Source organism: Mesorhizobium calcicola (assembly GCF_042682105.1).
GTDB lineage: Bacteria > Pseudomonadota > Alphaproteobacteria > Rhizobiales > Rhizobiaceae > Mesorhizobium > Mesorhizobium calcicola.
The window spans coordinates 51,631-77,158 of record NZ_JBHUGY010000020.1 but is presented as its reverse complement, the minus strand read 5'-3'; the positions used below and the strand labels follow the sequence as shown (position 1 = coordinate 77,158).

The following is a 25,528-nucleotide window of genomic DNA, read 5'->3' as shown; positions in this document are numbered from 1 at the left end:
CAGGGAGAGGATGCCGGCAGGCAGGTGAGGGGCAGCGCCAGCGCTTTGAAGCAAGGCGAAGCGGTCAGATGCAGCCTGATTACCGCCGCCGCAACAACCGGTCGAACTCTTCAGCATCCGTCATCACCGGCAGGCAAACCTGCCCCGTGCAAAGCCACGCACCCGGCCTGTCCGTCGGCGGCAGGATTCCCCCGGGCAGCATGGGTCGATTCGTTTCCGAACCAATTGTCACGACAATGTCGACCCGACGCGGATCCGGATTTCGATTCGCAACCGGAACAAGTCCGGGACTGGTCAAATCATCGATCAGCACCAGCTTAAGCGGCTCGATCGCCAGCGCGCAGGCGTTGACGATGCCGGCCTGGCCGTAGGCCTGCTGCGCGGCCCGGCCGGCGGCATGCTCGGCGACCTTCCAGGCTTTCTCCTGCAAATCGAGATCGCCGGTGACGGAAGCGAGCCGCACGAGGGCTTCGATGATCTGGCCGGTGGCGGAAGGAATGGCTTCATCGACGTCGCCCCGGATGCGGATCGGCACGTCGGTGCTGTCGGAAGCGGTGAGATAGTAGCCGGTCCCTTCGGCATCGGCATGCCAATGGTCGAGCTGCTCGATGAACCGGCCGGCCTGCTCGACATAGCTCCAGTCGCCGGTGGCTTCGAACAGCGCGATCGCCGCATTGGTCATGGCGGCATAGTCGCTGGACAAGGCCGGGAACAATTTCCTGGCGCCGAGCATCGAATGCGGCAAGCGGCTGTCGCGGCAGGCGGCGCTGATATGGGCGAAGGCCTTTGCCGCCGCGTCGATCCAGTCGCGCCGCGCCAGCGACCGGCCGGCCTCGGCCAGCGCTGCGATCATCAGGCCGTTCCAGTCGGTGAGGGTCTTGGCGTCGAGGCCCGGCCTGACCCGCTCTTCCCGAACGGCGCGAAGCTTCGCCTTGAGCGGCACGAGCTTTTCACGCTCGGCCACACTCTGGGATTGCTGCGAGCGGGTTTGATGAAGAACCGGCTTGCCCTCCCAGCCATGCGGGCTGGATAGCACGAAGTGCTTGGAAAACAACGCGGAATCTTCGCCGAGCGCGGCTTCGATCTCTTGGCTGCTCCAGACGTAGAACAGCCCCTCCTCGCCGTCGCTGTCGGCGTCGAGGCTGGCGGCGAAGGCACCGCCGTCAACGCGCATCTCGCGCAGCAGCCAGTCTACCGTCTCTTCGATTCGGATCCGGAACAGATCATTGCCGCTCGCCGCGTAGGCCCAGTTGCAAAAGCGGACGAGCTGGGCGTTGTCGTAAAGCATCTTCTCGAAATGCGGCACCAGCCATTCGGCATCGGTCGAGTAGCGGCTGAGCCCACCGCCAATATGGTCGTAGATGCCGCCGCAAAGCATCCGGTCGAGGCTGAGCAGGACGTCGTCGCGATGCGTGGCGTTGCCGTCGCGCAGCCAGGACAGCCAGAGTGTGAGCATGAACGGGGCATTCGGGAATTTCGGCGCGCCGCGCAAACCACCGAGATCGCGGTCGATCATGCCGTCGATGCCTTTGGCTAGGTTTTCCAGCGTGTCTCGGTCGAGCGCTGTTGCCGCATGCGAACCGGCGAGCCGCGCCTCGACATGCGTGGTCAGGCCTTCGGCGCTCTCGTTCAGGCTCGCCCGCTTCTCCCGCCAGGCCTTGTCCACCGCCTGCATCACCTGGATGAAACCCGGGCGGCCGTAGCGCGGCTCGCGCGGAAAATAGGTGCCGCCCCAGAACGGCTTGCCGTCCGGCGTCAGGAACATCGTCAGCGGCCAGCCGCCATGCTCGCCCATCGAGGACAAAGCCGCCATGTAGATCTGGTCGATGTCCGGGCGCTCCTCGCGGTCGACCTTGATATTGACGAACAGACGGTTCATGACGGCGGCGACGTCGTCGTTCTCGAAGCTTTCGTGCGCCATGACATGACACCAGTGGCAGGCGGCATAGCCGACCGAGAGCAGGATCGGCCTGTCCAGGGCTCTCGCCTCTTCCAGCGACGCCGGCGACCACGCCCGCCAATGGACGGGGTTGCCACTGTGCTGTTGCAGATAGGGGCTGGCTTCTTCGGCAAGCAGGTTTTGCGCGGGCAAGGTCACGGGCAACTCGATTCACGGTGTCGATAGCGAAAGGCTAGGGCGGTTCATCAGAGCGGGCAAATGATTTCAAGTGATTCGATTGTCGCGCTGTCGAGCGGCCGGCTTCCCGCCGGCGTCGCCGTCATCCGCATTTCCGGCCCTCGGACTCGATTCGTAGTCGAAACGATTGCCGGCGGCATGGTTAAGGAGCGGGCGGCGGCGTTGCGCAAGCTCAGGGCGCCGGATGGAAGCGTGCTCGACAACGGCCTGGTTGTCTTTTTCCCCGCGCCCGCAAGCTTTACCGGCGAGGATGTCGCCGAATTCCATGTCCATGGCGGACGCGCCGTGGTGGCAAAAATGCTGGAGACGATCACCGGTTTTGGCTGTGTCAGGCACGCGGAGCCGGGCGAATTCACGCGCCGCGCCTTTCTCAACGGCAAGGTCGACCTGGTCGAAACCGAGGCGCTGGCCGATCTCGTCAACGCCGAGACCGAGGCGCAGCGGCGCTTCGCGGTCCAGAACGCGGAAGGCGTGCAGAGTGAACTCTATCTCGGCTGGCGTCGCCGGCTGATCCACGCGCGCGCCATGATCGAGGCCGAGATCGACTTTGCCGATGAGGACGATGTGCCGGGTTCCGTTTCGGATACGGTCTGGTCTGACGTGCGGACGATGATCGCCGAGATCGACCGGCACATGGCCGGATTTCGCACCGCCGAGATCATCCGCGACGGGTTCGAGGTCGTCATCCTCGGGGCCCCCAACGCCGGCAAGTCGAGCCTGTTCAACGCCTTGGCGCGGCGCGATGCCGCTATTGTAACGGATGAGCCTGGCACGACTCGCGATCTGCTCGAAGTGGTGCTGGATCTCGAAGGGTTGCGCGTCAGACTGACCGACACTGCCGGCTTGCGCGATGCTGCGGGGAAGGTCGAGGCGATCGGCATCGAGAGGGCGAGGGCCAAAGCTGACCGCGCCGATCTCCTGCTGCTGCTGCAGGACGTTGCGGACCGGAAGGAGGTCGATTCCCCGCCGGGGGCGATACCGGCCTTGCGCGTCGGCACCAAGCTCGACCTGTTGGATGGCCACGCGGCTCGTGACGCGAGCAAGCGCTACGATCACGCCATCTCGGTTATGGATGGGACGGGTGTCGAGGCATTGCTGGCTGAAATCGGCCGCCGCGCGGCGAGTGCTGCGGGCAGCGCCGGCGATATCCTGCCGTCACGCCTGCGCCACGTTGAACTGCTCGGCGAGGCCAACCGGCACCTGCGCCGTGCGACGGACGGCCAGTCCATCGGCCAGGAATTGCGCGCCGAGGAACTGCGGCTCGCCGCCGACTACCTGGGCCGAATCGTCGGCGCCATCGATGTCGAGGACATGCTGGACGTGATTTTCGCGCAGTTCTGCATTGGCAAGTGATTCACGTGAAACAATCACTTGGTTGAATTGCGTAGGATCGTCGACGGTGACGCATACTCACGCTTGTCCTCTTTTGACTGACGGGAAACACCAACCGCATCGTCATCCTATGGCGGAGCAAGGAGCGAAGCGACGCGGCGCAGACCATAATCCATGCCGTGAGCTTGAAGCGTTGCCACGGTTCAAAATTCTGCGCCGCTGCCTCCTACGGCCAAAGGTCGCGGAATGGATCCTCGGGTCTCCGCGACGGAGCTTCGCTCCTGCTCCGCCCGTGGATGACGAAGTTGGGGACTCTTCGGCAATCCCTTGCCGTGACTCACGTGAAACATCGCCGGACGGGCCGTTCACCCTGTTTCACGTGAAACTTCCCGCGGAGTTTTCTTGACAGCACCACGTTGCGGGGACATGTGTCGCTCAATCTTTTTCGAGTCCAGGACGTTTGGAAATGACCGATCACTATGATGTGGTTGTGGTGGGCGGCGGCCATGCGGGTTGCGAGGCGGCCAGTGCGGCCGCGCGTGCCGGCGCCAGAACCGCGCTGGTGACACTGCGCTTCGACACGATCGGCGTGATGTCCTGCAATCCGGCGATCGGCGGGCTCGGCAAGGGCCATCTGGTTCGCGAGATCGATGCCATGGATGGGTTGATGGGCCGGGTGGCGGACGCCGCCGGCATTCAGTTCCGGTTGCTCAACCGCCGCAAGGGGCCGGCGGTGCGCGGTCCTCGCACGCAGGCCGACCGAAAGCTCTATCGCCTTGCCATGCAAGAAGCGATTCGGCTCCAGAACGATCTCGACGTGGTTGAGGGCGAGGTACTCGACTTCGAGATCGTCGATGGGCGGATCGCGGCCGTTCTGCTGGCCGACGGCAGGCGGCTTGCCTGCGGCGCCGTGGTTCTGACCACCGGGACTTTTCTGCGCGGGCTTATCCATATCGGCGAGAAAAAGATCGTTGCCGGCCGCATGAACGAGCAGGCCAGCATCGGCCTGTCGGCGACGATGAGCCGCGCCGGCTTCAAGCTCGGCCGGCTGAAGACGGGCACGCCGCCACGGCTGGACGGGAAAACCATCGACTGGGCCTCGCTGGAGAGCCAGGCGGCGGATGAGGATCCGGTGCCGTTCTCGCTGATGACCGACCGCATCACCACACCGCAGATCGAGTGCGGCATCACGCGCACGACCGCGGCCACGCATGATCTTATCCGCGCCAATCTCGGCCGGTCGGCGATGTATTCCGGCTCGATCGAAGGCGTGGGACCGCGTTATTGTCCGTCGATCGAGGACAAGATCGTCAAGTTCGGCGACAGGGACGGGCACCAGATCTTCCTGGAGCCGGAAGGGCTCGACGACGACACCGTCTATCCCAATGGCATTTCGACGTCGCTGCCGCAGGACGTGCAGCTCGATATCCTGAAAACCATTCCCGGGCTTGAGCGCGCCGTCATGCTGCAGCCCGGCTATGCGATTGAATATGACCATGTCGATCCGCGCGAGCTGAACGCAAGCCTGGAGACGAGGCGCGTTGGCGGTCTCTTTCTCGCCGGACAGATCAACGGCACCACCGGCTATGAAGAAGCGGCGGGACAGGGCCTGCTCGCCGGCCTCAATGCGGCGCGGCGGGCGGCCGGCAGCGAACAGATCGTGCTCAGTCGCACCGAGGCCTATATCGGCGTCATGGTCGACGATCTGACCAGCCGCGGCATCAGCGAACCCTACCGCATGTTCACCTCGCGGGCCGAATTCCGGCTGTCGTTGCGCGCCGACAACGCCGATGAGCGGCTGACTCCCCTGGCGGCGAAGCTGGGCATCGCCTCGGCGCAGCGGATGCAGCGCTACGGCGACGTCATGCAGCGTCTCGACGAAGCACGGCGCTTGGCGGTGTCGCTCACCATGACCCCGAACGAAGCGGCGCGTCATGGTCGGGAGATCAACAGGGATGGCGTGCGCCGCTCCGGCTATGAACTGCTAGCCTATCCCGGTGTCGACGTCGCCTGGCTGGCTCGCGTCGAGCCCAAATTTGCCGGTATCGACGGCAGGACGGCGGAGCGCCTCGAAACGGAGGCGAAATATTCGGTCTATCTCGATCGCCAGAAGACGGATGTGGCGCAGATCCGGCATGAAGAGAGCCGGCTGATCCCGGAGGCGGTCGATTTCGCCGGCGTGCCAGGGCTGTCCAACGAGTTGAAGCAGAAGATGCAGGCTCGGCGGCCTCGCTCTATCGCCGATGCCCAGCGCATGGAAGGCATGACGCCGGCGGCGCTGGCGATCATTGTCGCGCATGTCCGCCATGCGGAGAGTGCGCAGGCGCCCGAGAGGGACGTTGCGTGAGCTCTTTCTCATGGGAGAGCCTGCAAGACGCCGCGGGTCCGGTTTCACGTGAAACATTCGAGCGCCTGGTGGCGTTCGAGCAGATGTTCCAGAAATGGAACCGCAGCATCAACCTCGTCGCGCAGTCGACCTCGGGCGATGTCTGGCAGCGCCACATCCTCGACAGCGCGCAGCTCGGGCGCATCGAGCCCAAGGCCATTCACTGGGTCGACATAGGCTCGGGCGGCGGATTTCCCGGCCTGGTCATGGCCTTCCTGCTTGCCGAGCGTGACGGCGCCAGCATCGATCTGGTTGAAAGCAACCGCAAAAAGGCGTCGTTCCTGCAGACGGTCATTGGCCAGTTCGGCCTGCCGGCGCGGGTCGTGGCGCGCCGCATCGAAGACAGCCATGCGCTGGTTCCAGCCCCGCAAATCGTCACGGCGCGGGCTTTGGCGTCGCTTTCGACATTGCTGGATCTGTCGGCGCCATGGCTGACGTCAGGCGCGCGCGGGCTGTTCCACAAAGGCCGGGACTACCGCGCCGAAGTGCAAGAAAGCGTTCACCGATGGGCCTTCGATCTGGTAGAACATCCAAGCGCGACCGACGCCAGCGGCGTCATCCTTGAACTGTCGAATCTGCGACCTGTCTGATTTGCATTTGGCGACCCCGATATGAATGCCTGGCATAGACCCATGATGAAGAATGGCCCCCGAATCATCACCGTAGCCAACCAGAAGGGCGGCGTCGGCAAGACGACCACCGCCATCAATCTGGCCACCGCGCTCGCGGCAATCGGCGAAAAGGTGCTGATCGTCGACCTCGATCCGCAGGGCAATGCCAGCACCGGCCTCGGCATCGACCGCAAGGATCGGACGGTGTCGTCCTACGACGTGCTGACCGGCGAACTGGATCTGGAAGCCGCGGCGATCCCGACGGCCGTGCCCGGCCTGTCGATCGTGCCGTCGACGCTCGACCTGCTCGGCATCGAGATGGAAATCGCCTCGGCGCCGGACCGCGTGCTGCGGCTGCGCAACGCCTTGCGCGCCTCGGCCGAGCGTTCGGCCGGCTTCGGCTATGTGCTGATCGACTGCCCGCCGTCGCTCAATCTTTTGACATTGAATTCGATGGCCGCGGCCGATTCGGTGTTGGTGCCGCTGCAATGCGAGTTTTTCGCGCTGGAAGGTCTCAGCCAGTTGCTCGAAACCGTCGAGCAGGTGCGCCGTTCGATCAATCCGGATCTCACCATCCAGGGCATCGTGCTGACCATGTATGACGGCCGCAACAATCTCGCCAACCAGGTGGTGCAGGATGTGCGCGCGCATATGGGCGACAAGGTCTACGAGACCATCATTCCACGCAACGTGCGGGTGTCCGAGGCGCCGTCCTACGGCAAGCCGGCGATCCTCTACGATCTCAAATGCTCGGGCAGCCAGGCCTATCTGCAGCTGGCGTCGGAAGTGATCCGCCGCGAGCGTAAATTGCGTGCCGCTTGATTAGCTGGACTGCATAATTAACAGCCGATTCGATACCGAAACGATCTGGAATAGTAACTGGAAGTGTTATGAGCGAAGACCTTTCGAGAAAAAGACTGGGCCGTGGACTGGCAGCGCTGATCGGCGAGATCGATCGTCCGCCGGCACCCGAAAAGCCCGGCATGAGCGCCGACGGCAAGGTGCCGATCGAGTTCCTGACCCCCAACCCGAAAAATCCGCGACGGCATTTCGGCGACGCCGAATTGACCGATCTCGCGCAGTCGATCCGCGAACATGGCGTGGTGCAGCCTGTGGTGGCGCGGCCGTCGCCGTCGCAGGCCGGCCGCTACGAAATCATCGCCGGCGAGCGGCGCTGGCGTGCGGCGCAGCGCGCCGGGCTGAACGAGATCCCGGTCATCATCCGCGAGGTCAACGACCGCACCGCGCTCGAGCTGGCGATCATCGAGAACGTCCAGCGCGCCGACCTCAATGCGGTCGAGGAGGCGCTCGGCTACCAGCAGCTGATCGACGATCACGGCTACACCCAGGCCGATCTCGGCCAGGTGATCGGCAAGAGCCGCAGCCATGTCGCCAACACGCTCAGGCTGTTGAAGCTGCCGGACGTGATCCGCGACATGCTGATCGACGGCGCGCTGTCGGCGGGCCATGCCCGCACGCTGGTGACGGCGGAGGATCCGGCCGGCCTTGCCAAGCGCATCGTCGAAGAAGGGCTTTCGGTGCGCCAGGCCGAAACGCTGGCGCAGATGCCGGCGGGCCCTGCTCCAGCCAAGCCGAAGCAAGCGCAAGGCGCGCCGGAGAAGGATACCGACACGCTGGCGCTGGAGAAGCTGATGACCGACACGCTCGGCATGATCGTGTCGGTGGATCACAGGGGCAAGGGCGGCGAGCTTCGTGTGGCGTATCGCTCGCTGGAGCAGCTCGACGAGCTGTGTCGCAGGCTGAAGCAGGAGCGGTAGTTAGCCGGCGAAGTTCCTGACAGGCGGCCGACCTCTGGGACTGGAGCAAATTGAATCCGCTTGTTATTCCAAGTGCCTGGTACGTACGCGCCGCGCCTCACCTGCCTGCCGGCATCCTCTCCCCGCAAACGGGGCGAGGGGCGCTGTCATCAGCGGTTTCGCCATTTGTCCACGTTCCAGGGACGGCGCCGAGACCAAAGCTGCCAATCTCCCCCACGAGGGGGAGATGCCCGGTAGCGCAGAGGGGGGCGCGAAAGATCGCCAACGCTGGCAAACCTACGGACAGCCGGAAACCGGCCCGACGGCGCATTACGACTGAACGAGACGCCGGCGGGACAGCGCCCCCTCTGGCCTGCCGGCCATCTCCCCCACGAGGGGGGAGATTACGCTCTCCTACCGCTGCGCCAGCCGACTACTCTCCACAACGATGCCGAGCAGCGCCTGCCTGGCCAGCGCGACCGAAAGGTCCGGCCGCCGCCGCGTCTGCAGCACGGCGGTCTGCAAACGGGTCAGCGCGCGGCCGAGCGCTTCGCTGCTCCAGCGCTCGAGCGCCTTCTCCACCAGCTTGCGCCGCGAGAAAAACACCGGCGGTCGTGCGGCGGCAACCACCGAGGCGGCGTTGCGGTTGCCCGACTCCATCTGGGCGCGCATGGCCTGGATCGCCTGCAACTGCCGCATCGCCGAGGACAGCACCAGGAAGGGCTGGCCGCCGGACTGGCAATGGCGGGTGAAGGCGGTGTCGAAATCGCCGACCTTGCCTTCGAGGAGCGCGTCGACGGCGTCGTCGAAAGAGGCGCCGGACACGTCGCCCGACATCGCCCTGACGTCCTCCAGGCCGATCTCCTGCTGGCCGTGGGCGTAGAGAACCAGCTTTTCGATTTCGCCGCGCGAGGCCAGCCGGTCGCCGCCAAGATTGCGGCGCAGCGCCTGTCTGGCTTCCAGCGTCATCGACATGCCGGCCTTGCGCAATTCGTCGTCGATGACCGCATCGATGTCGCGGGCCTCGTCGGCATAGCATGGCAGCGCCATGGCGTTGTCGGCCGCCTCGACGATGGCGCGCAGGCCGACGCCCTTCTTGAGATCGCCGGCCTCGATCAGGATGATGGCGTCGCGCGCGGGGTCCGCGGTCAACGCCTTGACGTCGTCGGCCAGCGCCTTCTGGCCACTGGCATTGCGCACCCACAGCAGGCGCCGGTCGGCAAACATCGGCACGGTGCGGGCTTCGTCGAGCAGCCGGCCCTCGTCGCGGTCGACCTCCGAGCCGTCCAGCCTGACCACCGAGAACGGATCGTCGAGCGGCAGGCCGGTCTTTTCGGCAAAGGCTTTGGCGCGCTCGGTGACCAGCCCGCGATCGGGGCCATAAAGCAGGACGATCGAGATCCGCTGGTCCGGCCGGGCCAGCCAGGAATCGACCTCGAAAGCTTTCTTCTGTGCCATGGCGGGTGGTTAGCATGATGTGGGGGCTGCTTCCAGCTTGGCCTAGCCAACCTTGGCGTCCCTTCCTCTCCCCCGATCGACGGGGGAGAGGAAAGGCGCGAGTTCGCCAACCCTTGGCGCCCTTCCTCTCCCTCCGGAGGGGACAGAGGTGGCGCTGCGAAGCAGCGACGGAGTGGGGGAAGCCATTCGCCAAACGCGCCGCCGCAAGACAGTGGGCACAACCCGGCGAGCAAGAAAACTCACGCCAGCGGCGATCAAGTCGGAAGCTTTGCTTCAATGAAAGGTCGCCCCCACTCCCGGCGAAGCAAGAGATCGACCCCCACTCCGTCGAGCTTCGCTCGCCACCTCTTCCCCCGATCGAAGGGGAGAGGCAAGGCGCGAGTTCGCCACCCTTGGCGCCCTTCCTCTCCCTCCGGAGGGGGGAGAGGTGGCGCTGCGAAGCAGCGACGGAGTGGGGGAAGCCATTCGCCAAACGCGCCATCGCCCCCAAGTCTTGCCCCAACAACCTTATCTGGCTGCAACCCCAGCCCAATCTTGCCCCTAATTGCGCGCCGCTGCCCAACATCGACAAGAAATTTCGCCGAAATATCTTCATCTTGTGAGCGGGAGGCGGCGCCGCCGGACCGGTGCCTGAGGGCTTGCCCGACGAATTCGCACTGGCCTGTCGGCGCAGATATGCAAATATCCCAGGCCAAGCAGGGGCCAGGCACTATTGGGGCCAGGCAACATTGGAGGACAAAGGTCATGGCCGATGCTGGGATGCTGCGTTTTCACGTTCCGGAACCGGAAGTGCGGCCGGGCGGAACGCCTGATTTCTCCAACGTGACCATTGCCGCGGCCGGATCGGTGCCGCGCCCCGATATCGATGTCGATCCGCGCACGATCCGCGACATGGCCTTCTCGATCATCCGCGTGCTGAACCGCAACGGCGAAGCCGTCGGCCCCTGGGCCGGGCTGCTCTCCAGCGACGAGCTCTTGGCCGGGCTGCGCCACATGATGACGCTGCGAACCTTCGACGCGCGCATGCAGATGGCGCAGCGCCAGGGCAAGACCTCCTTCTACATGCAGCATCTGGGCGAAGAGGCGGTGGCCTGCGCCTTCCGCAAGGCGCTGACGCCCGGCGACATGAACTTCCCGACCTATCGCCAGGCAGGGCTGCTCATCGCCGACGGCTATCCGATGGTCACGATGATGAACCAGATCTATTCCAACGAGGCCGACCCGCTGAAGGGCCGGCAATTGCCGATCATGTATTCTTCGAAGGAGCACGGCTTCTTCTCGATATCCGGCAATCTGGCGACGCAGTACATCCAGGCCGTCGGCTGGGCGATGGCCTCGGCGATCTCGAACGATTCGAAGATCGCAGCCGCCTGGATCGGCGACGGCTCGACGGCGGAGTCCGACTTCCATTCGGCGCTGGTGTTCGCGTCCACCTACAAGGCGCCCGTGGTGCTCAATGTCGTCAACAACCAGTGGGCGATCTCGACCTTCCAGGGCATTGCGCGTGGCGGCTCCGGCACGTTCGCCGCGCGCGGCCTTGGCTTCGGCATCCCGTCGCTGCGCGTCGACGGCAACGACTATCTCGCCGTCCATGCGGTGGCCAAATGGGCGGCCGAGCGTGCGCGCAGCAATCTCGGGCCGACGGTGGTCGAATATGTCACCTACCGCGCCGGCGCGCATTCGAGCTCGGACGATCCTTCGGCCTACCGGCCAAAGACCGAATCCGACGCCTGGCCACTCGGTGACCCGATCGTGCGGCTGAAGAACCATCTCATCCAGCTCGGTGTCTGGTCGAATGAGCGGCACGCGCAGGCCGAGGCGGAAATCCTCGACACGGTGATCGCGGCGCAGAAGGAAGCCGAAAGTCACGGCACGCTGCATGCCGGCGGCAAGCCGTCGACGCGCGACATGTTCGAAGGGCTCTACGCCGAGATGCCGCCGCATCTGCGGCGCCAGCGCCAGCAGGCGGGGGTCTGACCATGCCAAGACGGACGATGATCGAGGCTATTCGCGACGCCATGGACGTGTCGATGGAGCGCGACGAGCGCGTCGTCGTGTACGGCGAGGATGTCGGCTTCTTCGGCGGCGTCTTCCGCTGCACGCAAGGTCTGCAGGCCAAATACGGCAAGAGCCGCTGCTTCGACGCGCCGATCAGTGAATCCGGCATTGTCGGCTCGGCCATCGGCATGGCCGCCTATGGGCTGAAGCCGTGCGTGGAAATTCAGTTTGCCGACTACATGTATCCGGCCTACGACCAGCTGACCCAGGAAGCGGCGCGGCTGCGCTACCGTTCGAACGGCGATTTCACCTGCCCGATCGTGGTGCGGATGCCGACTGGCGGCGGCATCTTCGGCGGCCAGACGCACAGCCAGAGCCCGGAAGCCCTGTTCACCCATGTGTCGGGGCTGAAGACCGTGGTGCCGTCCAACCCGCATGACGCCAAGGGGCTGTTGATCGCGGCGATCGAGGATCCCGATCCGGTGATCTTCCTCGAGCCCAAGCGGCTCTACAATGGTCCGTTCGACGGCCATCACGACCGGCCGGTGACGCCATGGTCGAAGCACGAGCTGGGCGAGGTCGCCGACGGCCATTACACCGTGCCGCTCGGCAAGGCGGCGATCCGCAGGGCGGGCTCGGCGCTCACGGTGCTCGCCTACGGCACCATGGTCTATGTGGCGCAGGCCGCCGTCGCGGAGACCGGCATCGATGCCGAGATCATCGACCTCAGGACGCTTTTGCCGCTCGACCTCGACGCCATCGTCGACTCGGTCAAGAAGACCGGGCGCTGCGTCATCGTGCACGAGGCGACGCTGACCTCGGGCTTCGGCGCCGAGCTGTCGGCGCTGGTGCAGGAAAACTGCTTCTACCATCTGGAGGCGCCGGTGGCGCGGGTCGCCGGCTGGGACACGCCCTATCCGCATGCGCAGGAATGGGACTATTTCCCCGGTCCCGCCCGCGTTGGCCGGGCCCTGCTTGAAACCATGGGAGCCTGAGATGGGCGAACACATCATCAAGCTGCCCGATGTCGGCGAAGGCGTCGCCGAGGCCGAGCTGGTCGAATGGCACGTCAAGATCGGCGACATCGTGCGCGAGGACACCGTGCTCGCCGCCGTGATGACCGACAAGGCGACCGTCGAAATCCCGTCGCCCGTCGACGGCGAAATCCTGTGGCTGGGCGCCGAGATCGGCGACACGGTGGCGATCGGCTCGCCCATCGTTCGGCTGAAAGTCGCGGGCGAGGGCAATGTGAAGCCGCAAGGCGGCGACGTGGAGGTGGTGGCCACCGAACCTCCGGCGAAGCTGCCGACCCCGAGACCCGAGACGGCCGCGCCAGCCACGAAGACGCCGCCAAAGACGGGCGGGACAGATGCGAGACCCGCTCCGGCCGTCTCGAAAAGCCCGCAGCCTTCCGTCTCCGGCGCGCCGCGCCCCGAGGGCGAGAAACCGCTGGCCTCGCCGGCGGTCCGCCTGCGGGCAAAAGAAGCCGGCATTGATCTCAGGCAAGTTGCGGGATCTGGCCCGGCCGGCCGCATCGGCCATGAGGACATCGACGCCTTCCTGGCGCGCGGTCCGCAGGTCGCCAGGGCATCCGGCCTCGCCCGCAACGATGCCATCGAGGACATCAAGGTGGTCGGCTTGAGGCGCAAGATCGCCGAGAAGATGACGCTGTCCAAGTCGCGCATCCCGCACATCACCTATGTCGAGGAGATCGACGTCACCGCGCTGGAGGAATTGCGCGCCGCGCTCAACAAGGAAAAGCGCGCGGGCAAGGGTGAGCGGCCGAAGCTGACGCTGCTGCCGTTCCTGATGCGGGCGATGGTCAAGGCGATCTCGGACCAGCCCAATCTCAACTCGCTGTTCGACGACGAGGCCGGCATCATCCACCAGCATGGCGGCATCCATATCGGCATTGCCGCGCAGACGCCGTCGGGGCTGGTGGTGCCGGTGGTCAAGCATGCCGAGGCGCGCGACATCTGGGAGTGCGGCGCCGAGGTGATCAGGCTTGCCGAGGCGGCCAAGTCCGGCACCGCGACACGCGACGAGCTGTCCGGCTCGACCATCACCATCACCTCGCTCGGCGCCATGGGCGGCGTGGCGACGACCCCGGTCATCAACCATCCGGAAGTGGCGATCATCGGCGTCAACAAGATGATGGTGCGGCCGGTGTGGGACGGCACCCAGTTCATCCCGCGCAAGATGATGAACCTGTCCTCCAGCTTCGACCACCGCGTCATCGACGGCTGGGACGCCGCCGTCTTCATCCAGCGCATCAAGACGCTGCTGGAAACGCCGGCGCTGATCTTTGTGGATTGAGGGGCGGGACAATTGAGATGCCGGCGGGACAGCGCCCCCCTCTGCCTTGCCAGGCATCTCCCCCACAAGGGGGGAGATCGGACGTCACGCCGGCTTTCGCCCATTTTTTTCCGCTTGAGAAGCGAGCGGAGCGCCGATGCAGCCAATCTCCCCCCTCGTGGGGGAGATGTCCGGCAGGACAGAGGGGGGCGCGAAGGATCTCGACAGACTGTTCTTTCCGATCCAGCGCGACAACCAGTTAGGATGCGATGATGAAAGAAATCTCCTGCAAGCTGCTCGTCATCGGCGCCGGCCCTGGTGGTTACGTCTGCGCCATCCGTGCCGGCCAGCTCGGCGTCGATACGGTGATCGTCGAGGCCGGCAAGCCCGGCGGCACCTGCCTCAATGTCGGCTGCATCCCGTCCAAGGCGCTGATCCATGCGGCCGAGGAGTTCGAGAAGGTGTCGCACATGGCCGGCGGCAACAGCCCGCTCGGCATCTCGGTCACCGCACCCGTGCTCGACCTTGCCAGGACCGTCGCCTGGAAGGACGGCATCGTCAGCCGGCTCAACAGCGGCGTCGCCGGCCTGCTCAAGAAGGCTGGGGTGAAGACAGTGCATGGCTGGGCAACGTTCCGCGACGGCAAGACCGTCGAGGTCGAGACCGAGACCGGCGTGCAGGTGATCCGGGCCGAAACGATCGTCATCGCCACCGGCTCGGCGCCGGTCGAGCTGCCGTTCCTGCCGTTCGGCGGCCCGGTGATCTCATCCACCGAGGCCTTGGCGCTGAGCGAAGTGCCGAAGAAGCTCGCGGTCGTCGGTGGCGGCTATATCGGCCTCGAACTCGGCATCGCCTTCGCCAAGATGGGCGCGGAGGTGACCGTGGTCGAGGCTTTGCCGCGCGTGCTGGCGCAGTATGACGCGGAGCTCACCCGGCCGGTGGTCAAGCGGCTCGCCGCGCTCGGCATCGAGGTGATGACGGGCGCCAAGGCCAAGAGGACCAAGGGCGACGTGCTGCTGGTCGAGACTTCGGACGGCAAGAGCGCCAAGGTCGCCGCCGACAGGATCCTGATCACGGTCGGCCGCAAGCCGGTCACCGAAGGCTGGGGGCTCGAGCAGATCGATCTCGATATGGCGGGAAAATTCATCCGCATCGACGACCAGTGCCGCACTTCGATGCGCGGCGTCTTCGCCATCGGCGACGTCACCGGCGAGCCAATGCTGGCGCACCGGGCGATGGCGCAAGGCGAAATGGTCGCCGAGTTCGTCGCCGGCCACAAACGCAGCTGGGACAAGCGCTCGATTCCCGCCGTCTGCTTCACCGATCCCGAACTGGTGACGGCTGGCCTGTCGCCGGAGGAGGCGAAGGCTCATGGCGGCGAGATCAAGGTAGGCATGTTCCCGTTCGCCGCCAACGGCCGCGCCATGACGAAGCTCGGCGAAGACGGGTTCGTCCGCGTCGTGGCGCGGGCCGACAACCATCTGATGCTCGGCATCCAGGCGGTCGGGCAGGGTGTGTCGGAACTGGCGGCGGCCTTCGGCCTGGCGCTGGAAATGGGTGCGCGGCTGGAGGATATCGCCGGCACCATCCATGCGCATCCGACGCAAGGCGAAGGCTTCCAGGAAGCGGCGCTGAAGGCGCTGGGCCACGCGCTGCATATTTGAGGGGCGGTTCTTCCTTGTTCCTCTCCCTCCGGAGGGGGGAGAGGTGGCGCTGCGAAGCAGCGACGGAGTGGGGGAAGCCGGTCCTCAAATGCGCTGCCGCTGGTACCCCACCACGCAGCCTCGATCAGGGCGAGGCGCTTGAAATAACAACGACCGAGCCAGGTCGACCCCCACTCCGTCGAGCTTCGCTCGACACCTCTCCCCCGGTCGACGGGGGAGAGGAATGGCGCGAACCTTGCTCCTCTAGGCTCCTTTCCTTTCCCCCGATCGACGGGGAGAGGAAGAGGGGCGCCGCCTCACCCCGCGAGCCGGCTCACCATCTCATGTTGAGCATAGGCGCGACCAAAACGATTGGCGAGGAAGGCGTCGAGGGCGATGTCTTCCTGCTTGATGAAACCGGTCGCCGGCAAAGTCCCGTCGGCCAGCATGTCGAGCACGGCGCAGATGCCGGACGCGGTGGTGATCTGGATGGCGCTGCGCATCACCTCGCCGACCCGCTTCGAATAGATCTTGTTGGCGTAGGTTTCCTGCAGCAGGCGGCCGTTCTTGCGGCCCGAGACGGTGACGAAGACGATGACCACGTCCTGCAGCGTCGCCGGCAGGGCGCTCTCGAAAATGTCCTTCAGCACGTCGCGGCGGTGGCGCAGGCCAAGGTCGTTGAGCAGCGCCTTCATGATCGCGGCGTGGCCGGGGTAGCGGATGGTGCGGTAGTTGAGCGTGCGCACCTTGCCCTTCAGCGTCTCGGCCAGCGTGCCCAGCCCGCCCGAGGTGTTGAACGCCTCGTAGGTGACGCCGTCGAGCGAGAATTCCTCGCGCTCCTCCAGCGGCGGCACTTCGATCAGCTCGCCCTCGACGATCGCCTCGCAGGGTTCGCAATATTCGTTGATGACGCCGTCGGTGCTCCAGGTCAGGTTGTAGTTCAAGGCATTGGACGGGTATTGCGGCAGCGCGCCGACGCGCATGCGCACGCTCTCCAGCGAATCGAAACGGCTGGCCAGATCATTGGCGACGATCGAAATGAAACCCGGCGCCAGGCCGCATTGCGGGATGAAGGCGCTCTTGGCCGCACGCGCCAGTTGCTTCACCCGCCTGGTGCTGACGACGTCCTCGGTCAGGTCGAGATAGTGCACGCCGGCACTTGCCGCCGCCTCGGCGATGCGCGTGGTCAGGTGGAAAGGGGCGGCGCTGAGCACCGCGAACTTGCTGGCCAAGGCCGCTTCGAGCGCGCCCGGTGCTTCGATGTCGAGTTCCAGCGTGGCGACCGTTGCCGGCAGTTCGGCGGCAATGAGCTGCGCTGTCGAGCGGTCGACGAGGGTGACCTGATAGTCTCCCGTGGCGGCGAGCATCTCGGCAATGGTCGAGCCGATCTTGCCGGCGCCGACAACAACAATTTTCTTCATGAAACGTCCCTCACCCAAAAGCAGAACTTTGATGGACAGAATCGCAGCTTGCCCGTCGAAAGGAAGCGTGGAATTGTTCGAAACGAAACTCTGATTGTGCAATCTGCCGATAGGATTCGTTGAAATGCTCAGTGACGCCGAACAAGCCCTGCTTTCCCTGCTGCGCGACAATGCGCGCGCCTCGACCGCCGAACTCGCGCGGAAACTGGGCGTGTCACGGACGACCGTGCAGAGCCGGATCGAACGGCTGGAACAGCGCGGCATCATCACGGGCTATGGTGTCCGGCTGGCGCCGGACTACGAGCAGGGGCTGGTGCGAGCGCATGTGCTGCTCACCGTGACGCCCAAGCTCGCCGACAAGGTGGTGCGCGGCCTGCAGGCGCTGGCGCCGGTCCGGACGCTGCATTCGGTGAGCGGCAATTTCGACATGATCGTCATCGTCGACGCGCCGTCGATCCGCGACCTCGACATGCTGCTCGACCGGATCGGCGCCATGGACGGGGTCGAGCGGACCTTGTCGTCGATCATCCTGTCGACGCGCATCGATCGCTGACTGCGCCGATGGCGCTGTCTTCTGCGATTTGGCTAAGGCGTGCGACATCCGATCTCCCCCCCTTGGGGGGGAGATGGCCGGCAGGCCAGAGGGGGGTGGGAAGGATCGCCGGCCATAGCCAAGCCATGAACCCGCCTATGTGGCCGCGATGGATTGATAGGTCGGCGGGACAGCAGCCCCCTCTGCCTTGCCACGCATCTCCCCCGCAAGGGGGAGATCGGCCGTGAGTTCGGTCTTCGCCCATTTTCGAAGAAGCTTTGCCGACTAATCAACAGAGACAGGAAAGGTCACCACCACCGCGAGACCTGGCCGACAATCCACGAGCGCGACGGTCGCGCCATGCAGATCGGCGATGGCCCTGACAAGGCTGAGGCCGAGGCCGCTGCCCGGGCTCGATCGGCTGTGGTCCAGCCGGTAAAGCCGCTGGAACACTTTTTCGCGCTCGTCGGCGGGAATGCCCGGGCCATTGTCGGCGACGCTGGCGACTACGCGTTCGCCCCGGCGCGTCACCGACAGCTTGATGGTCGTGCCGGGCGGGCAATGGCGCAGCGCATTCTCGACCAGATTGGCGAACATCTGGGTCAGCAGCTCGCGATCGCCGTGGATCCGGTCCGCCGTTTCCTGCAGCTGCGCTGGCGCCAGCACTTTGCCGTCGTCCTCGGCCACTTCGGTGTAGATTTCGGCGATGGTCCGCAGCACCTCGCCGAGATCGACCTCGGTGAACCGCGCCCTGCGCGCTCCGGCCTCGATCTGGGCAATGCGCAACAGCGCATCGAAGGTCTCGTTGATCTGCAGGCTCTCGGCATGGGCGTCGGCCAGTTCACTGGCGACCTGTTGGCCCGAGATGTTCTTTTCAGTCGCGGTGTCGAGGATCATCTGCAGCCGGTTGAGCGGCGTCTTCAGGTCGTGGGCGATGTTGGCGCTGACCTGTTTCATGCCTTCGACCAGCGCCGACAGGCGGTCGAGCGCCGCGTTGACCTGGCTGGAGACGATGTCGATGTCGTCGCCCTTGCCGGTCAGCGGAATGCGGGTATCCAGCCGGCCATGCGAGACGTCGACCATGGTGGCGGCGATGCCGTCGAGCCGGCGCTGGACGCGCGAGGCGAGCAGGGCGCCGCCGGCGACCGCCAGGCCGGTGATGATCAGGGTTGCCCAGCCGAAGCTCATCAGCATGATCGTTTCCAGTTCCTCCGTCTCGGACAGGCTGAAGGCGACCGTCAGATTGTTGCCGCCGACCGAGCCGGAATAGGCGCGGTATTCGGCGCCCGGCGGCACGCCAGGCATTTCGGCGCTGAACATCGAGAAGCCGTCGGGAAGCCCTGCCGCGGTGAAATTGCCGGCCAGGCGATTCCCGGCCGCGTCGGTCAGCGAAAACAGCTGTTCCTTCTTCGGACTGCGCAGGGCGTGGCTTTCGATGGTCTCCACAAGCTCCTTGAGATCAGTGTCGGCATAGGTCGCGGCGACGACCGCGTAGGTTTCCTTGATGGTGTCGTCGAGCTGTTCGGCAAGATCGGCGCTCATCATCTGGTAGACGATGGCGCCCGACAGCACGAAGGCCAGCATGAACAGGAAGGCGAAGGTCAGGGCGAGCCGGAACGGCGTGCTGCGCAGCAGGCGGGACCATGTCTGCGTCATGGCGGTGCGTGCAGGCTGTAGCCGGTGTTGCGGACCGTGTGGATGAGCTGGGTTTCGAACGGCTTGTCGATCTTGGTCCGCAGCCGGCTGATATGGGTTTCGACGACGCTGGTCCTGGGATCGAAATGAAAATCCCAGACGCGCTCGAGCAGCATGGTGCGGGTGATGACGCGGCCCTCGCCGCGCATCAGCACCTCCAGCAGGCTGAACTCCCGCGGCTGCAGGTCGATCGGCTGGCCCCGCCGCGTGACGCGCCGCTGGATCAGGTCCATCTCGAGATCGGCGACCCGCAGGACGGTCTTCTGCTCCTGCGCGGCCGGCCGCCGGCCAAGCGCGTTGATGCGGGCGATCAGTTCGGAAAAGGCGAAGGGCTTGACCAGATAGTCGTCGCCGCCGGCTTCGAGCCCCTCGACGCGGTCGTCGACGCCGCCGACGGAGGTGAGGAAGATCGCCGGCGTCCGCACGCCCGCGGCGCGGATCGCCTTGACCATCGACAGGCCGTCGAGGCCCGGGATCATGCGATCGGCGACGATCACGTCATAGCTGCCGCTGGTCGCAGCGAACAGCGCGTCGTGACCGTTGCGCAGCAAGTCGCAGACATGGCCGGCCTCGGTCAATCCCCTGACGATGTAGTCGGCCGTCCTGTGGTCGTCCTCGACAAGAAGAAGTCGCATGGCGGTTCCGGTTGGTTGCCGAGATCGGCGAGAGGCTAGCACCGGCACGGGTCCGTTCCTAGGATGGCGTGAGGCCGCGGCAGGCCCGTGGCACTTTCATCATGAACGTTCGAGGTTGGCCGAAAACCTCCCAACTTCGTCATCCCTGGGCGGAGCAGGAGCGAAGCTCCGTCGCGGAGACCCTGGGATCCATGCCGCGACGCCAAAGTGATGCTGCGGTGCAGAATTCGGCTCCGCGGCACTCTACGGCCAAGGTCGCGGCATGGATCCTCGGGTCTGCGCTGCGTCGCTGCGCTCCTTGCTCCGCCCGTGGATGACGAAGCGAAGGGCGTTCCGGCTAATCGCCCACGCATGCATTCGACAAAACTTCGCCTAGTCCGATTCCGCCAAGAGCTCGTCTGCCTCGTCGGCTGTCCTCTTCAGAATTCACGCCGCCTGTCCGGCGGCTTACAAATTCGTAAGAATGGGCGCGGGCGGCGCGAAAGGCCTTTACGAATGCCTCGCGGTGCGCTGATAGAAGCTTGGCGCGCCTTGCATCCGCCATCAATGTGGTGATCCAGTGCCCCCGGGCGGGGCTTGCCAAACGCCCCGCTTGCCAGTGGCCCAGGAAAACACGATGACCTATGCTTCCCTGAAACCGATTTCACGGGCCTTCGACCAGCGCAAGCGGCTGATCTTCGTGCGGGTTGCGGCGGTGCTTGCGGTGCTGCTTCTGTTTCTCACAAAACCGGCGCTCAGCGAGGGCTCGAACGGGCACGAGGCGCTCGAATTCCTCGGCCTCTGCCTGGTGCTGGTCTGCGTCGGCGGACGGCTGTGGAGCATCCTCTATGTCGGCGGCAAGAAGAACGAGGAACTGGTCTCGACGGGACCGTTCTCGATGACCCAGAACCCGCTCTATTTTTTCTCGACGGTCGGCGCGGCCGGCGTTGGGTTGCTCTACGGCTCGCTGCTGGCGGCGGTGGCGCTGGGCCTTGCCAGCTTTTTCATCTTTCGCGTCACGGCGCGCAAGGAAGCCGGATTTCTGCTCGGCAAGTTCGGCCCGACCTACCTTGCCTATGTCAAGAGCACGCCCCGGTTCTGGCCAAATCCGCTTCTGTACCACGACAATGACGAGCTGCGGTTCTCGACGCGGGCGCTCAAGCGCACGTTCTATGACGGGCTCTACTTCCTGGCCATCTTCCCGGCCATCGAACTGGTCGAGCATTTTCGCGCGACCGGCCTGCTGTTCCCGGCCCTCGTCACCCTCTACTGATACCTTTGCGCTTTAGCCGCCAAGCGGATACGGCATGTAGCCGACGAAGCCGGCGATCTTCCAGCTGCCGCCGACCCTGGTGCAGAAATACAGCGTCTGCCATTTCAGCCTGTCGACGCTGCTGTCCGCCTTGGCGACGGAACCGTCGAATTTCTTGTGTAGCACGGCGCGGTCGCCGTCGACATCGATATCGCGCATGTTGGTGACGCGAAACAGCGCCTCGCGCAGCGGCTCGGCGAATTTGGTCGCCGCGGTCTCCCTGGCCTGGCGCAGCCACTCGTCGCGATAGACGTCCAGCCGGGGAAACTGCAGCCGCCAGGCGTCGGCATTGCCGAGGAAATGCGCGTGCATGCCGAAGAAGCTTTCGGCGACGAAGTCATTCTCGACCATCGACCAGTCCTGGCCGATGAAGGCGTCGATGTCGCGCCGCACCAGCATGTCCCAGAGCGCATGGCGATCGGCATCGCCGGCCGGAAACGGGTTCTTGTCGTAGGTCATTTTTTACTCTCTCCGGTCGGGAAAATGCGTCTATGCGTTGCTGCGCCGAGGCCGCCTGACGGCGCGCTCGATGCAAGCGCACCTGTAATAAAGCAACATGAATTCCCAGAAATGTTGCTTTATTACAAGGCCTCTATGACGATTGGGGGCGATCGGGTTAAATGGCGGCCGAAGCGGCGCCGTCATAGCGTCCCGTCACCCACCAGAGGAGGTCATCCCGTGCCGAAACAATGTTTTGGAACATCGCATGTGCCGCTGTCGCCGGCCGTGCGCGCCGGCGATTTCGTCTATATCTCGGGCCAGGTTCCCATCGGCGGCGACGGCATCGTGGTCAAGGGCGGCATAGCGGAACAGACCGAACAGGTGTTCGCCAATGTGAAGGCGGCACTGGCGCTCGCCGGCTGCACCCTGGACGATGTCGTCAAGACCACGGTCTGGCTGGAGGATGCGCGCGATTTCGGCGCCTTCAACGTCGTCTATGCCAGGCACTTTCCGAAGAACCCGCCGGCCCGCACCACGGTCGAGTCGCGGCTGATGATCGACATCAAGATCGAAGTTGAAGCCGTCGCCTACCGGCCGGTCTGAGCGGACAGGCAACGGAGGTTACCCTTATGCAATTCGACCTCCTGCTGAAGGGCGGCCGGCTGATCGATCCGGCCTCCGGGCTCGATGCGCCGCGCGATGTCGCTATCGCCAAGGGCCGCATCGCCGCGGTCGATGCCGATATTCCGGCCGACCGCGCCACGCAAATCGTCGACGCGACCGGCTGCATCGTCACGCCGGGCCTGGTCGACCTGCACAGCCACGTCTATTGGGGCGGCACCTCGCTCGGCGTCGATGCCGACCGGCTGGCCGCCAAGAGCGGCACCACCACCTTCATCGATGCGGGCAGTGCCGGAGCCGGCAATTTCCTCGGCTTCCGCCGCCATGTCATCGATCGCTCGAAGGTCCGCATCCTCGCCTATGTCAACATTTCCTTTGCCGGCATCTTCGGCTTTTCGCGGACGGTGTCGGTCGGCGAGTGCGGCGACCTGAGGCTCTGCGAGCCGCGCGAGGCGGTCGCCGCGGCACGCGAGCATCGCGATGTCGTGGTCGGCGTGAAAGTCCGCTCCGGCCGCCATGCCGGCGGCACCAGCGGCATCGCCCCGGTCGACCTGGCGCTGGAGGCCGCCGACCAGGCCGGCCTGCCGCTGATGGCGCATATCGACGAGCCGCCGCCCGGCCGCTCGGAAGTGCTGCCGCGGCTGCGCAAGGGCGATATCCTCACCCATTGCTTCCGCCCGTTCCCCAACGCGCCGGTCTTCGCCTCCGGCGCGGTGCGGCCCGATATGCGGCTGGCGCGCGAGCGCGGCGTCATCTTCGACCTCGGCCATGGCATGGGCTCGTTCGATTTCGCGGTCGCCCGCGCCATGCTCGAGGAAGGGCTGGCGCCCGACGTGATCAGCAGCGACGTCCATCTCTACTGCGTCGACGGGCCGGCCTTCGATATCCTGGTCTGCATGTCGAAGCTTTTGGCGCTCGGCATGCCGCTGGTCGAGGTCCTGCGCGCCGCGACGCAAGCGCCGGCTCGGGCGATCGCGAGGCCTGACCTCGGCACGCTGGCGGTCGGCACCGTCGGCGATGTCGCGGTGCTCCGGCAGCGCGCGGGCCGCTTCACCTTCGTCGACGCGGTCGGCGCCGCGCTGGTCGCCGACCAGCGGCTGGTGTCGGAAGGCATCGTCATCGGCGGCACCTGGTGGCCGAACGAGGGGGAGGTCGACGAAACCGAGCGCTTCGAGGCGCATACCGCGCATACGCATGTCGAGGTGGCCGCGCGCCATTTCGGGCATCGGCATGATTAGCGGATCTCACCCCAGAGGGGGAGATTGCCGACAGGCTTGTGCTTGTCTTGCAGCGGCTGCGCGTTGGCGATGGCTTCCCCCACTCCGTCGCTGCTTCGCAGCGCCACCTCTCCCCCACCGGAGGGAGAGGAAGGGAGCCAGCCTGGTTAAGCTCGCGCCTTTCCTCTCCCCCGTCCACCGGGGGAGAGGTGTCGAGCGAAGCTCGACGGAGTGGGGGTCGACCTCTCACCGAAGCATGCTTCCGCCTCACCGCCCAGCGTTGCTCACCGCCCCGTAAACCGGCGTCGCAATCCCTTCCATGCGTGCCTTGATCTGCAGCGCCACGTATTTGGAGTAAAACCGCGACAGCGCCAGGTTGCCGCCGTGGAACCACAGCGCGTCCTGCGCCGTCGGCTTCCACATGTTGCGCAGCTCGCCTTGCCATGGTCCGGGGTCGCCCTTGACGCCCGAGCCGAGCCCCCAGCACGGGCCGACCTTGTCGGCGACCTCGCGCGAGACGATCATGGCCACGGTCTCGTTCATCGACTGGTAGCCGGTGCAAGCGACGATCGCGTCGGCGGCGAGTTCGCTGCCGTCCTCGAAAAGGATGCCGGTCGGCGTCAGCGATCTGATGGCGACGCCGCTGCGGACGCCGATCTCGCCGCCGATGATCAGCTCGGAGGCGCCGACATCGATGTAGAAGCCGGAGCCGGTGCGGTAGGCCTTCATCAGCAGGCCGGTCTCGTCGTCGCCGAAATCTATGGCGAAGCCGGCGGCGCGCAGGCGGTCGTAGAAGGCCGCGTCGCGTGCCTTGATCACCTCGTAGAGCGCCTGCTGGCCCTTGGGCACCAGCGCGAACGGCGCCGAGGCGACGATCATGTCGGCCTTCTCGGTGGTGATGCCGCGCGCCAGCGCGTTCTCCGAAAAGATCTCGAAGCCGACTTCCATCAGCGTGTCCGATTTGACCACGGTGGTCGGCGAGCGCTGGACCATGGTCACCTCGGCGCCGCTTTCCCAAAGATCGACGCTGAGGTCATGCCCGGAGCTTGCCGCGCCGATGACGGCGACCTTTTTGCCACGGAATTTCTCGCCGCTGGAATACTGGCTGGAATGCAGCAGCTCGCCCTTGAACGCGTCGGCGCCCGGCGGATCGATCCGCCGTGGCGGACCATAGGCGCCGGTGGCAAAGACGATGTGCTTCGGCTTCAGCGTGATGTGGCGGCCGACGCGATCGACGACGACGGTCCAGACCTTTTCGGCCTCGTCATAGGACGCGCTGAGGCATTTGGTGGCGACCCAGTAGTTGAGCTCCATGACGCGCGTGTACATTTCCAGCCAGTCGCCCATCTTGTCCTTGGGCGTGAACACCGGCCAGTTTTCTGGGAACGGAATGTAGGGCAGATGGTCGTACCAGACCGGGTCGTGCAGCACGAGCGAGCGGTAGCGGTTGCGCCAGGAATCGCCGGGCCGGGAGTTCTTCTCGATGACAATGGTCGGCACGCCCAATTGCCGCAGCCGTGCGCCGAGCATGATACCGCCCTGGCCGCCGCCGATGACCAGGCAGTAGGGCTGTTCGCCGGCGCCGAGGTCGCGTGTCTCGCGCGCCCGCGCCTCCGACCAGGTCTCGCGGTTCGGGTCGGCCTTGTGGCGCACGCCGAGCGGCCGCGCCGGTCCCTTGCGCTCCTCGAACCCTTTCAGGTCGGTCATCGCGGTGAACAGCGTCCGGCAGCGGCCATCGCGCAGGCGCATGATGCCCTGGCCCGAAGCGACTGCCGTTTCGAAGCGGAACCAGGCCTCGATGGTGCCCTCGTCGGAAGTCGCCTCGCCGGTCAGCTGCCACGCCGTCGGCCTCGTCGTCGCCAGCGTCGCCGCAAGCATGTCGACGATCGCCTCGCGGCCTTCCATGGTCGTGATGTTCCAGGTGAAGGTCAGGAGGTCGCGCCAGTAACAGTCGTCGACGAACAGGTTGCCCGCCGCCACCCCGTCGCCCGCATCGAGCGCCTTGGCAAAGGACCCGAGCCATGCGGCCGCCTGCTTCGATGGTGCCATGTCGAGCAT

The 25,528-nt window shown here is 65.4% G+C and carries 20 protein-coding genes; 13 read left to right on the top strand and 7 right to left on the bottom strand.

What is annotated here, in order from left to right; translation table 11 throughout:
• Positions 1-79: 79 nt before the first annotated feature.
• Positions 80-2,098 carry a thioredoxin domain-containing protein gene (locus ACFSQT_RS12385; RefSeq protein ID WP_379018884.1) on the bottom strand — a complete coding sequence of 673 codons (2,019 nt, stop codon included), beginning with the start codon at positions 2,096-2,098 and terminating at the stop codon, positions 80-82.
• Positions 2,099-2,158: 60 nt separating this feature from the next.
• Here ACFSQT_RS12385 and mnmE point away from each other — a divergent pair, with 60 nt between their 5' ends.
• The 5 genes from mnmE to ACFSQT_RS12360 all read left to right on the top strand — a co-directional run bounded on the left by mnmE (position 2,159) and on the right by ACFSQT_RS12360 (position 8,244).
• Positions 2,159-3,490, top strand: coding sequence for a tRNA uridine-5-carboxymethylaminomethyl(34) synthesis GTPase MnmE (gene mnmE / locus ACFSQT_RS12380; RefSeq protein ID WP_379018882.1), 1,332 nt, complete (start codon positions 2,159-2,161; stop codon positions 3,488-3,490).
• A gap of 445 nt (positions 3,491-3,935) precedes the next feature.
• Positions 3,936-5,816 carry a tRNA uridine-5-carboxymethylaminomethyl(34) synthesis enzyme MnmG gene (gene mnmG, locus ACFSQT_RS12375; protein ID WP_379018880.1) on the top strand — a complete coding sequence of 627 codons (1,881 nt, stop codon included), beginning with the start codon at positions 3,936-3,938 and terminating at the stop codon, positions 5,814-5,816.
• Positions 5,813-6,445, top strand: coding sequence for a 16S rRNA (guanine(527)-N(7))-methyltransferase RsmG (gene rsmG, locus ACFSQT_RS12370; protein WP_379018878.1), 633 nt, complete (start codon positions 5,813-5,815; stop codon positions 6,443-6,445). Before mnmG ends, rsmG begins: the two co-directional genes overlap by 4 nt.
• Before the next feature lie 42 nt (positions 6,446-6,487).
• Positions 6,488-7,288, top strand: coding sequence for a ParA family protein (locus ACFSQT_RS12365; protein WP_184873318.1), 801 nt, complete (start codon positions 6,488-6,490; stop codon positions 7,286-7,288).
• 68 nt (positions 7,289-7,356) lie between these two features.
• Positions 7,357-8,244, top strand: a complete 888-nt coding sequence (locus ACFSQT_RS12360; protein ID WP_379018876.1) for a ParB/RepB/Spo0J family partition protein — start codon at positions 7,357-7,359, stop codon at positions 8,242-8,244.
• A gap of 393 nt (positions 8,245-8,637) precedes the next feature.
• Here ACFSQT_RS12360 and holA read toward each other — a convergent pair whose 3' ends face one another.
• Positions 8,638-9,681, bottom strand: a complete 1,044-nt coding sequence (gene holA / locus ACFSQT_RS12355; protein ID WP_379018874.1) for a DNA polymerase III subunit delta — start codon at positions 9,679-9,681, stop codon at positions 8,638-8,640.
• A 744-nt stretch (positions 9,682-10,425) separates the two neighbouring features.
• Here holA and ACFSQT_RS12350 point away from each other — a divergent pair.
• The 4 genes from ACFSQT_RS12350 (at position 10,426) to lpdA (ending at position 15,638) form a co-directional block, all read left to right on the top strand.
• Positions 10,426-11,658, top strand: a complete 1,233-nt coding sequence (locus ACFSQT_RS12350) for a 3-methyl-2-oxobutanoate dehydrogenase (2-methylpropanoyl-transferring) subunit alpha (protein WP_379018872.1) — start codon at positions 10,426-10,428, stop codon at positions 11,656-11,658.
• A 2-nt stretch (positions 11,659-11,660) separates the two neighbouring features.
• Positions 11,661-12,674 carry an alpha-ketoacid dehydrogenase subunit beta gene (locus ACFSQT_RS12345; RefSeq protein WP_379018870.1) on the top strand — a complete coding sequence of 338 codons (1,014 nt, stop codon included), beginning with the start codon at positions 11,661-11,663 and terminating at the stop codon, positions 12,672-12,674.
• Position 12,675: 1 nt separating this feature from the next.
• A complete protein-coding gene (locus tag ACFSQT_RS12340) occupies positions 12,676-13,995 on the top strand; it encodes a dihydrolipoamide acetyltransferase family protein (protein WP_379018868.1) in 1,320 nt (439 codons plus the stop codon).
• Positions 13,996-14,246: 251 nt separating this feature from the next.
• Entirely contained in the window at positions 14,247-15,638 is a 1,392-nt protein-coding gene (lpdA, locus tag ACFSQT_RS12335) for a dihydrolipoyl dehydrogenase (protein WP_379018866.1), read from the top strand.
• Positions 15,639-15,934: 296 nt separating this feature from the next.
• Here the strand turns inward: lpdA and ACFSQT_RS12330 are convergent, their stop codons facing one another.
• Positions 15,935-17,038, bottom strand: coding sequence for a saccharopine dehydrogenase family protein (locus ACFSQT_RS12330; protein ID WP_379018864.1), 1,104 nt, complete (start codon positions 17,036-17,038; stop codon positions 15,935-15,937).
• Between the two features lie 124 nt (positions 17,039-17,162).
• Between ACFSQT_RS12330 and ACFSQT_RS12325 the strand changes: the two genes are divergently transcribed.
• Entirely contained in the window at positions 17,163-17,591 is a 429-nt protein-coding gene (locus tag ACFSQT_RS12325; RefSeq protein WP_379018862.1) for an Lrp/AsnC family transcriptional regulator, read from the top strand.
• 264 nt (positions 17,592-17,855) lie between these two features.
• Here ACFSQT_RS12325 and ACFSQT_RS12320 read toward each other — a convergent pair whose 3' ends face one another.
• The gene (locus ACFSQT_RS12320; protein ID WP_379018860.1) at positions 17,856-19,226 is read right to left on the bottom strand and encodes a HAMP domain-containing sensor histidine kinase; all 1,371 of its coding nucleotides are present in this window, start codon (positions 19,224-19,226) and stop codon (positions 17,856-17,858) included.
• Positions 19,223-19,900, bottom strand: a complete 678-nt coding sequence (locus ACFSQT_RS12315; RefSeq protein ID WP_379018858.1) for a winged helix-turn-helix domain-containing protein — start codon at positions 19,898-19,900, stop codon at positions 19,223-19,225. Before ACFSQT_RS12315 ends, ACFSQT_RS12320 begins: the two co-directional genes overlap by 4 nt.
• A 616-nt stretch (positions 19,901-20,516) precedes the next feature.
• Here ACFSQT_RS12315 and ACFSQT_RS12310 point away from each other — a divergent pair.
• Positions 20,517-21,152: a methyltransferase family protein gene (locus tag ACFSQT_RS12310; RefSeq protein WP_379018856.1), complete on the top strand. Its 636-nt coding sequence runs from the start codon at positions 20,517-20,519 to the stop codon at positions 21,150-21,152.
• Positions 21,153-21,164: 12 nt separating this feature from the next.
• Here the strand turns inward: ACFSQT_RS12310 and ACFSQT_RS12305 are convergent, their stop codons facing one another.
• Positions 21,165-21,650 (bottom strand): hypothetical protein, encoded by a 486-nt coding sequence (locus tag ACFSQT_RS12305; RefSeq protein ID WP_379018854.1) that lies wholly within the window; start codon positions 21,648-21,650, stop codon positions 21,165-21,167.
• Positions 21,651-21,869: 219 nt separating this feature from the next.
• Here ACFSQT_RS12305 and ACFSQT_RS12300 point away from each other — a divergent pair, with 219 nt between their 5' ends.
• Positions 21,870-22,235, top strand: a complete 366-nt coding sequence (locus ACFSQT_RS12300; protein ID WP_379018852.1) for a RidA family protein — start codon at positions 21,870-21,872, stop codon at positions 22,233-22,235.
• Positions 22,236-22,261: 26 nt separating this feature from the next.
• Positions 22,262-23,491, top strand: a complete 1,230-nt coding sequence (locus ACFSQT_RS12295) for an amidohydrolase/deacetylase family metallohydrolase (RefSeq protein ID WP_379018850.1) — start codon at positions 22,262-22,264, stop codon at positions 23,489-23,491.
• A gap of 246 nt (positions 23,492-23,737) precedes the next feature.
• Here the strand turns inward: ACFSQT_RS12295 and ACFSQT_RS12290 are convergent, their stop codons facing one another.
• Entirely contained in the window at positions 23,738-25,528 is a 1,791-nt protein-coding gene (locus ACFSQT_RS12290; protein ID WP_379018848.1) for an NAD(P)-binding domain-containing protein, read from the bottom strand.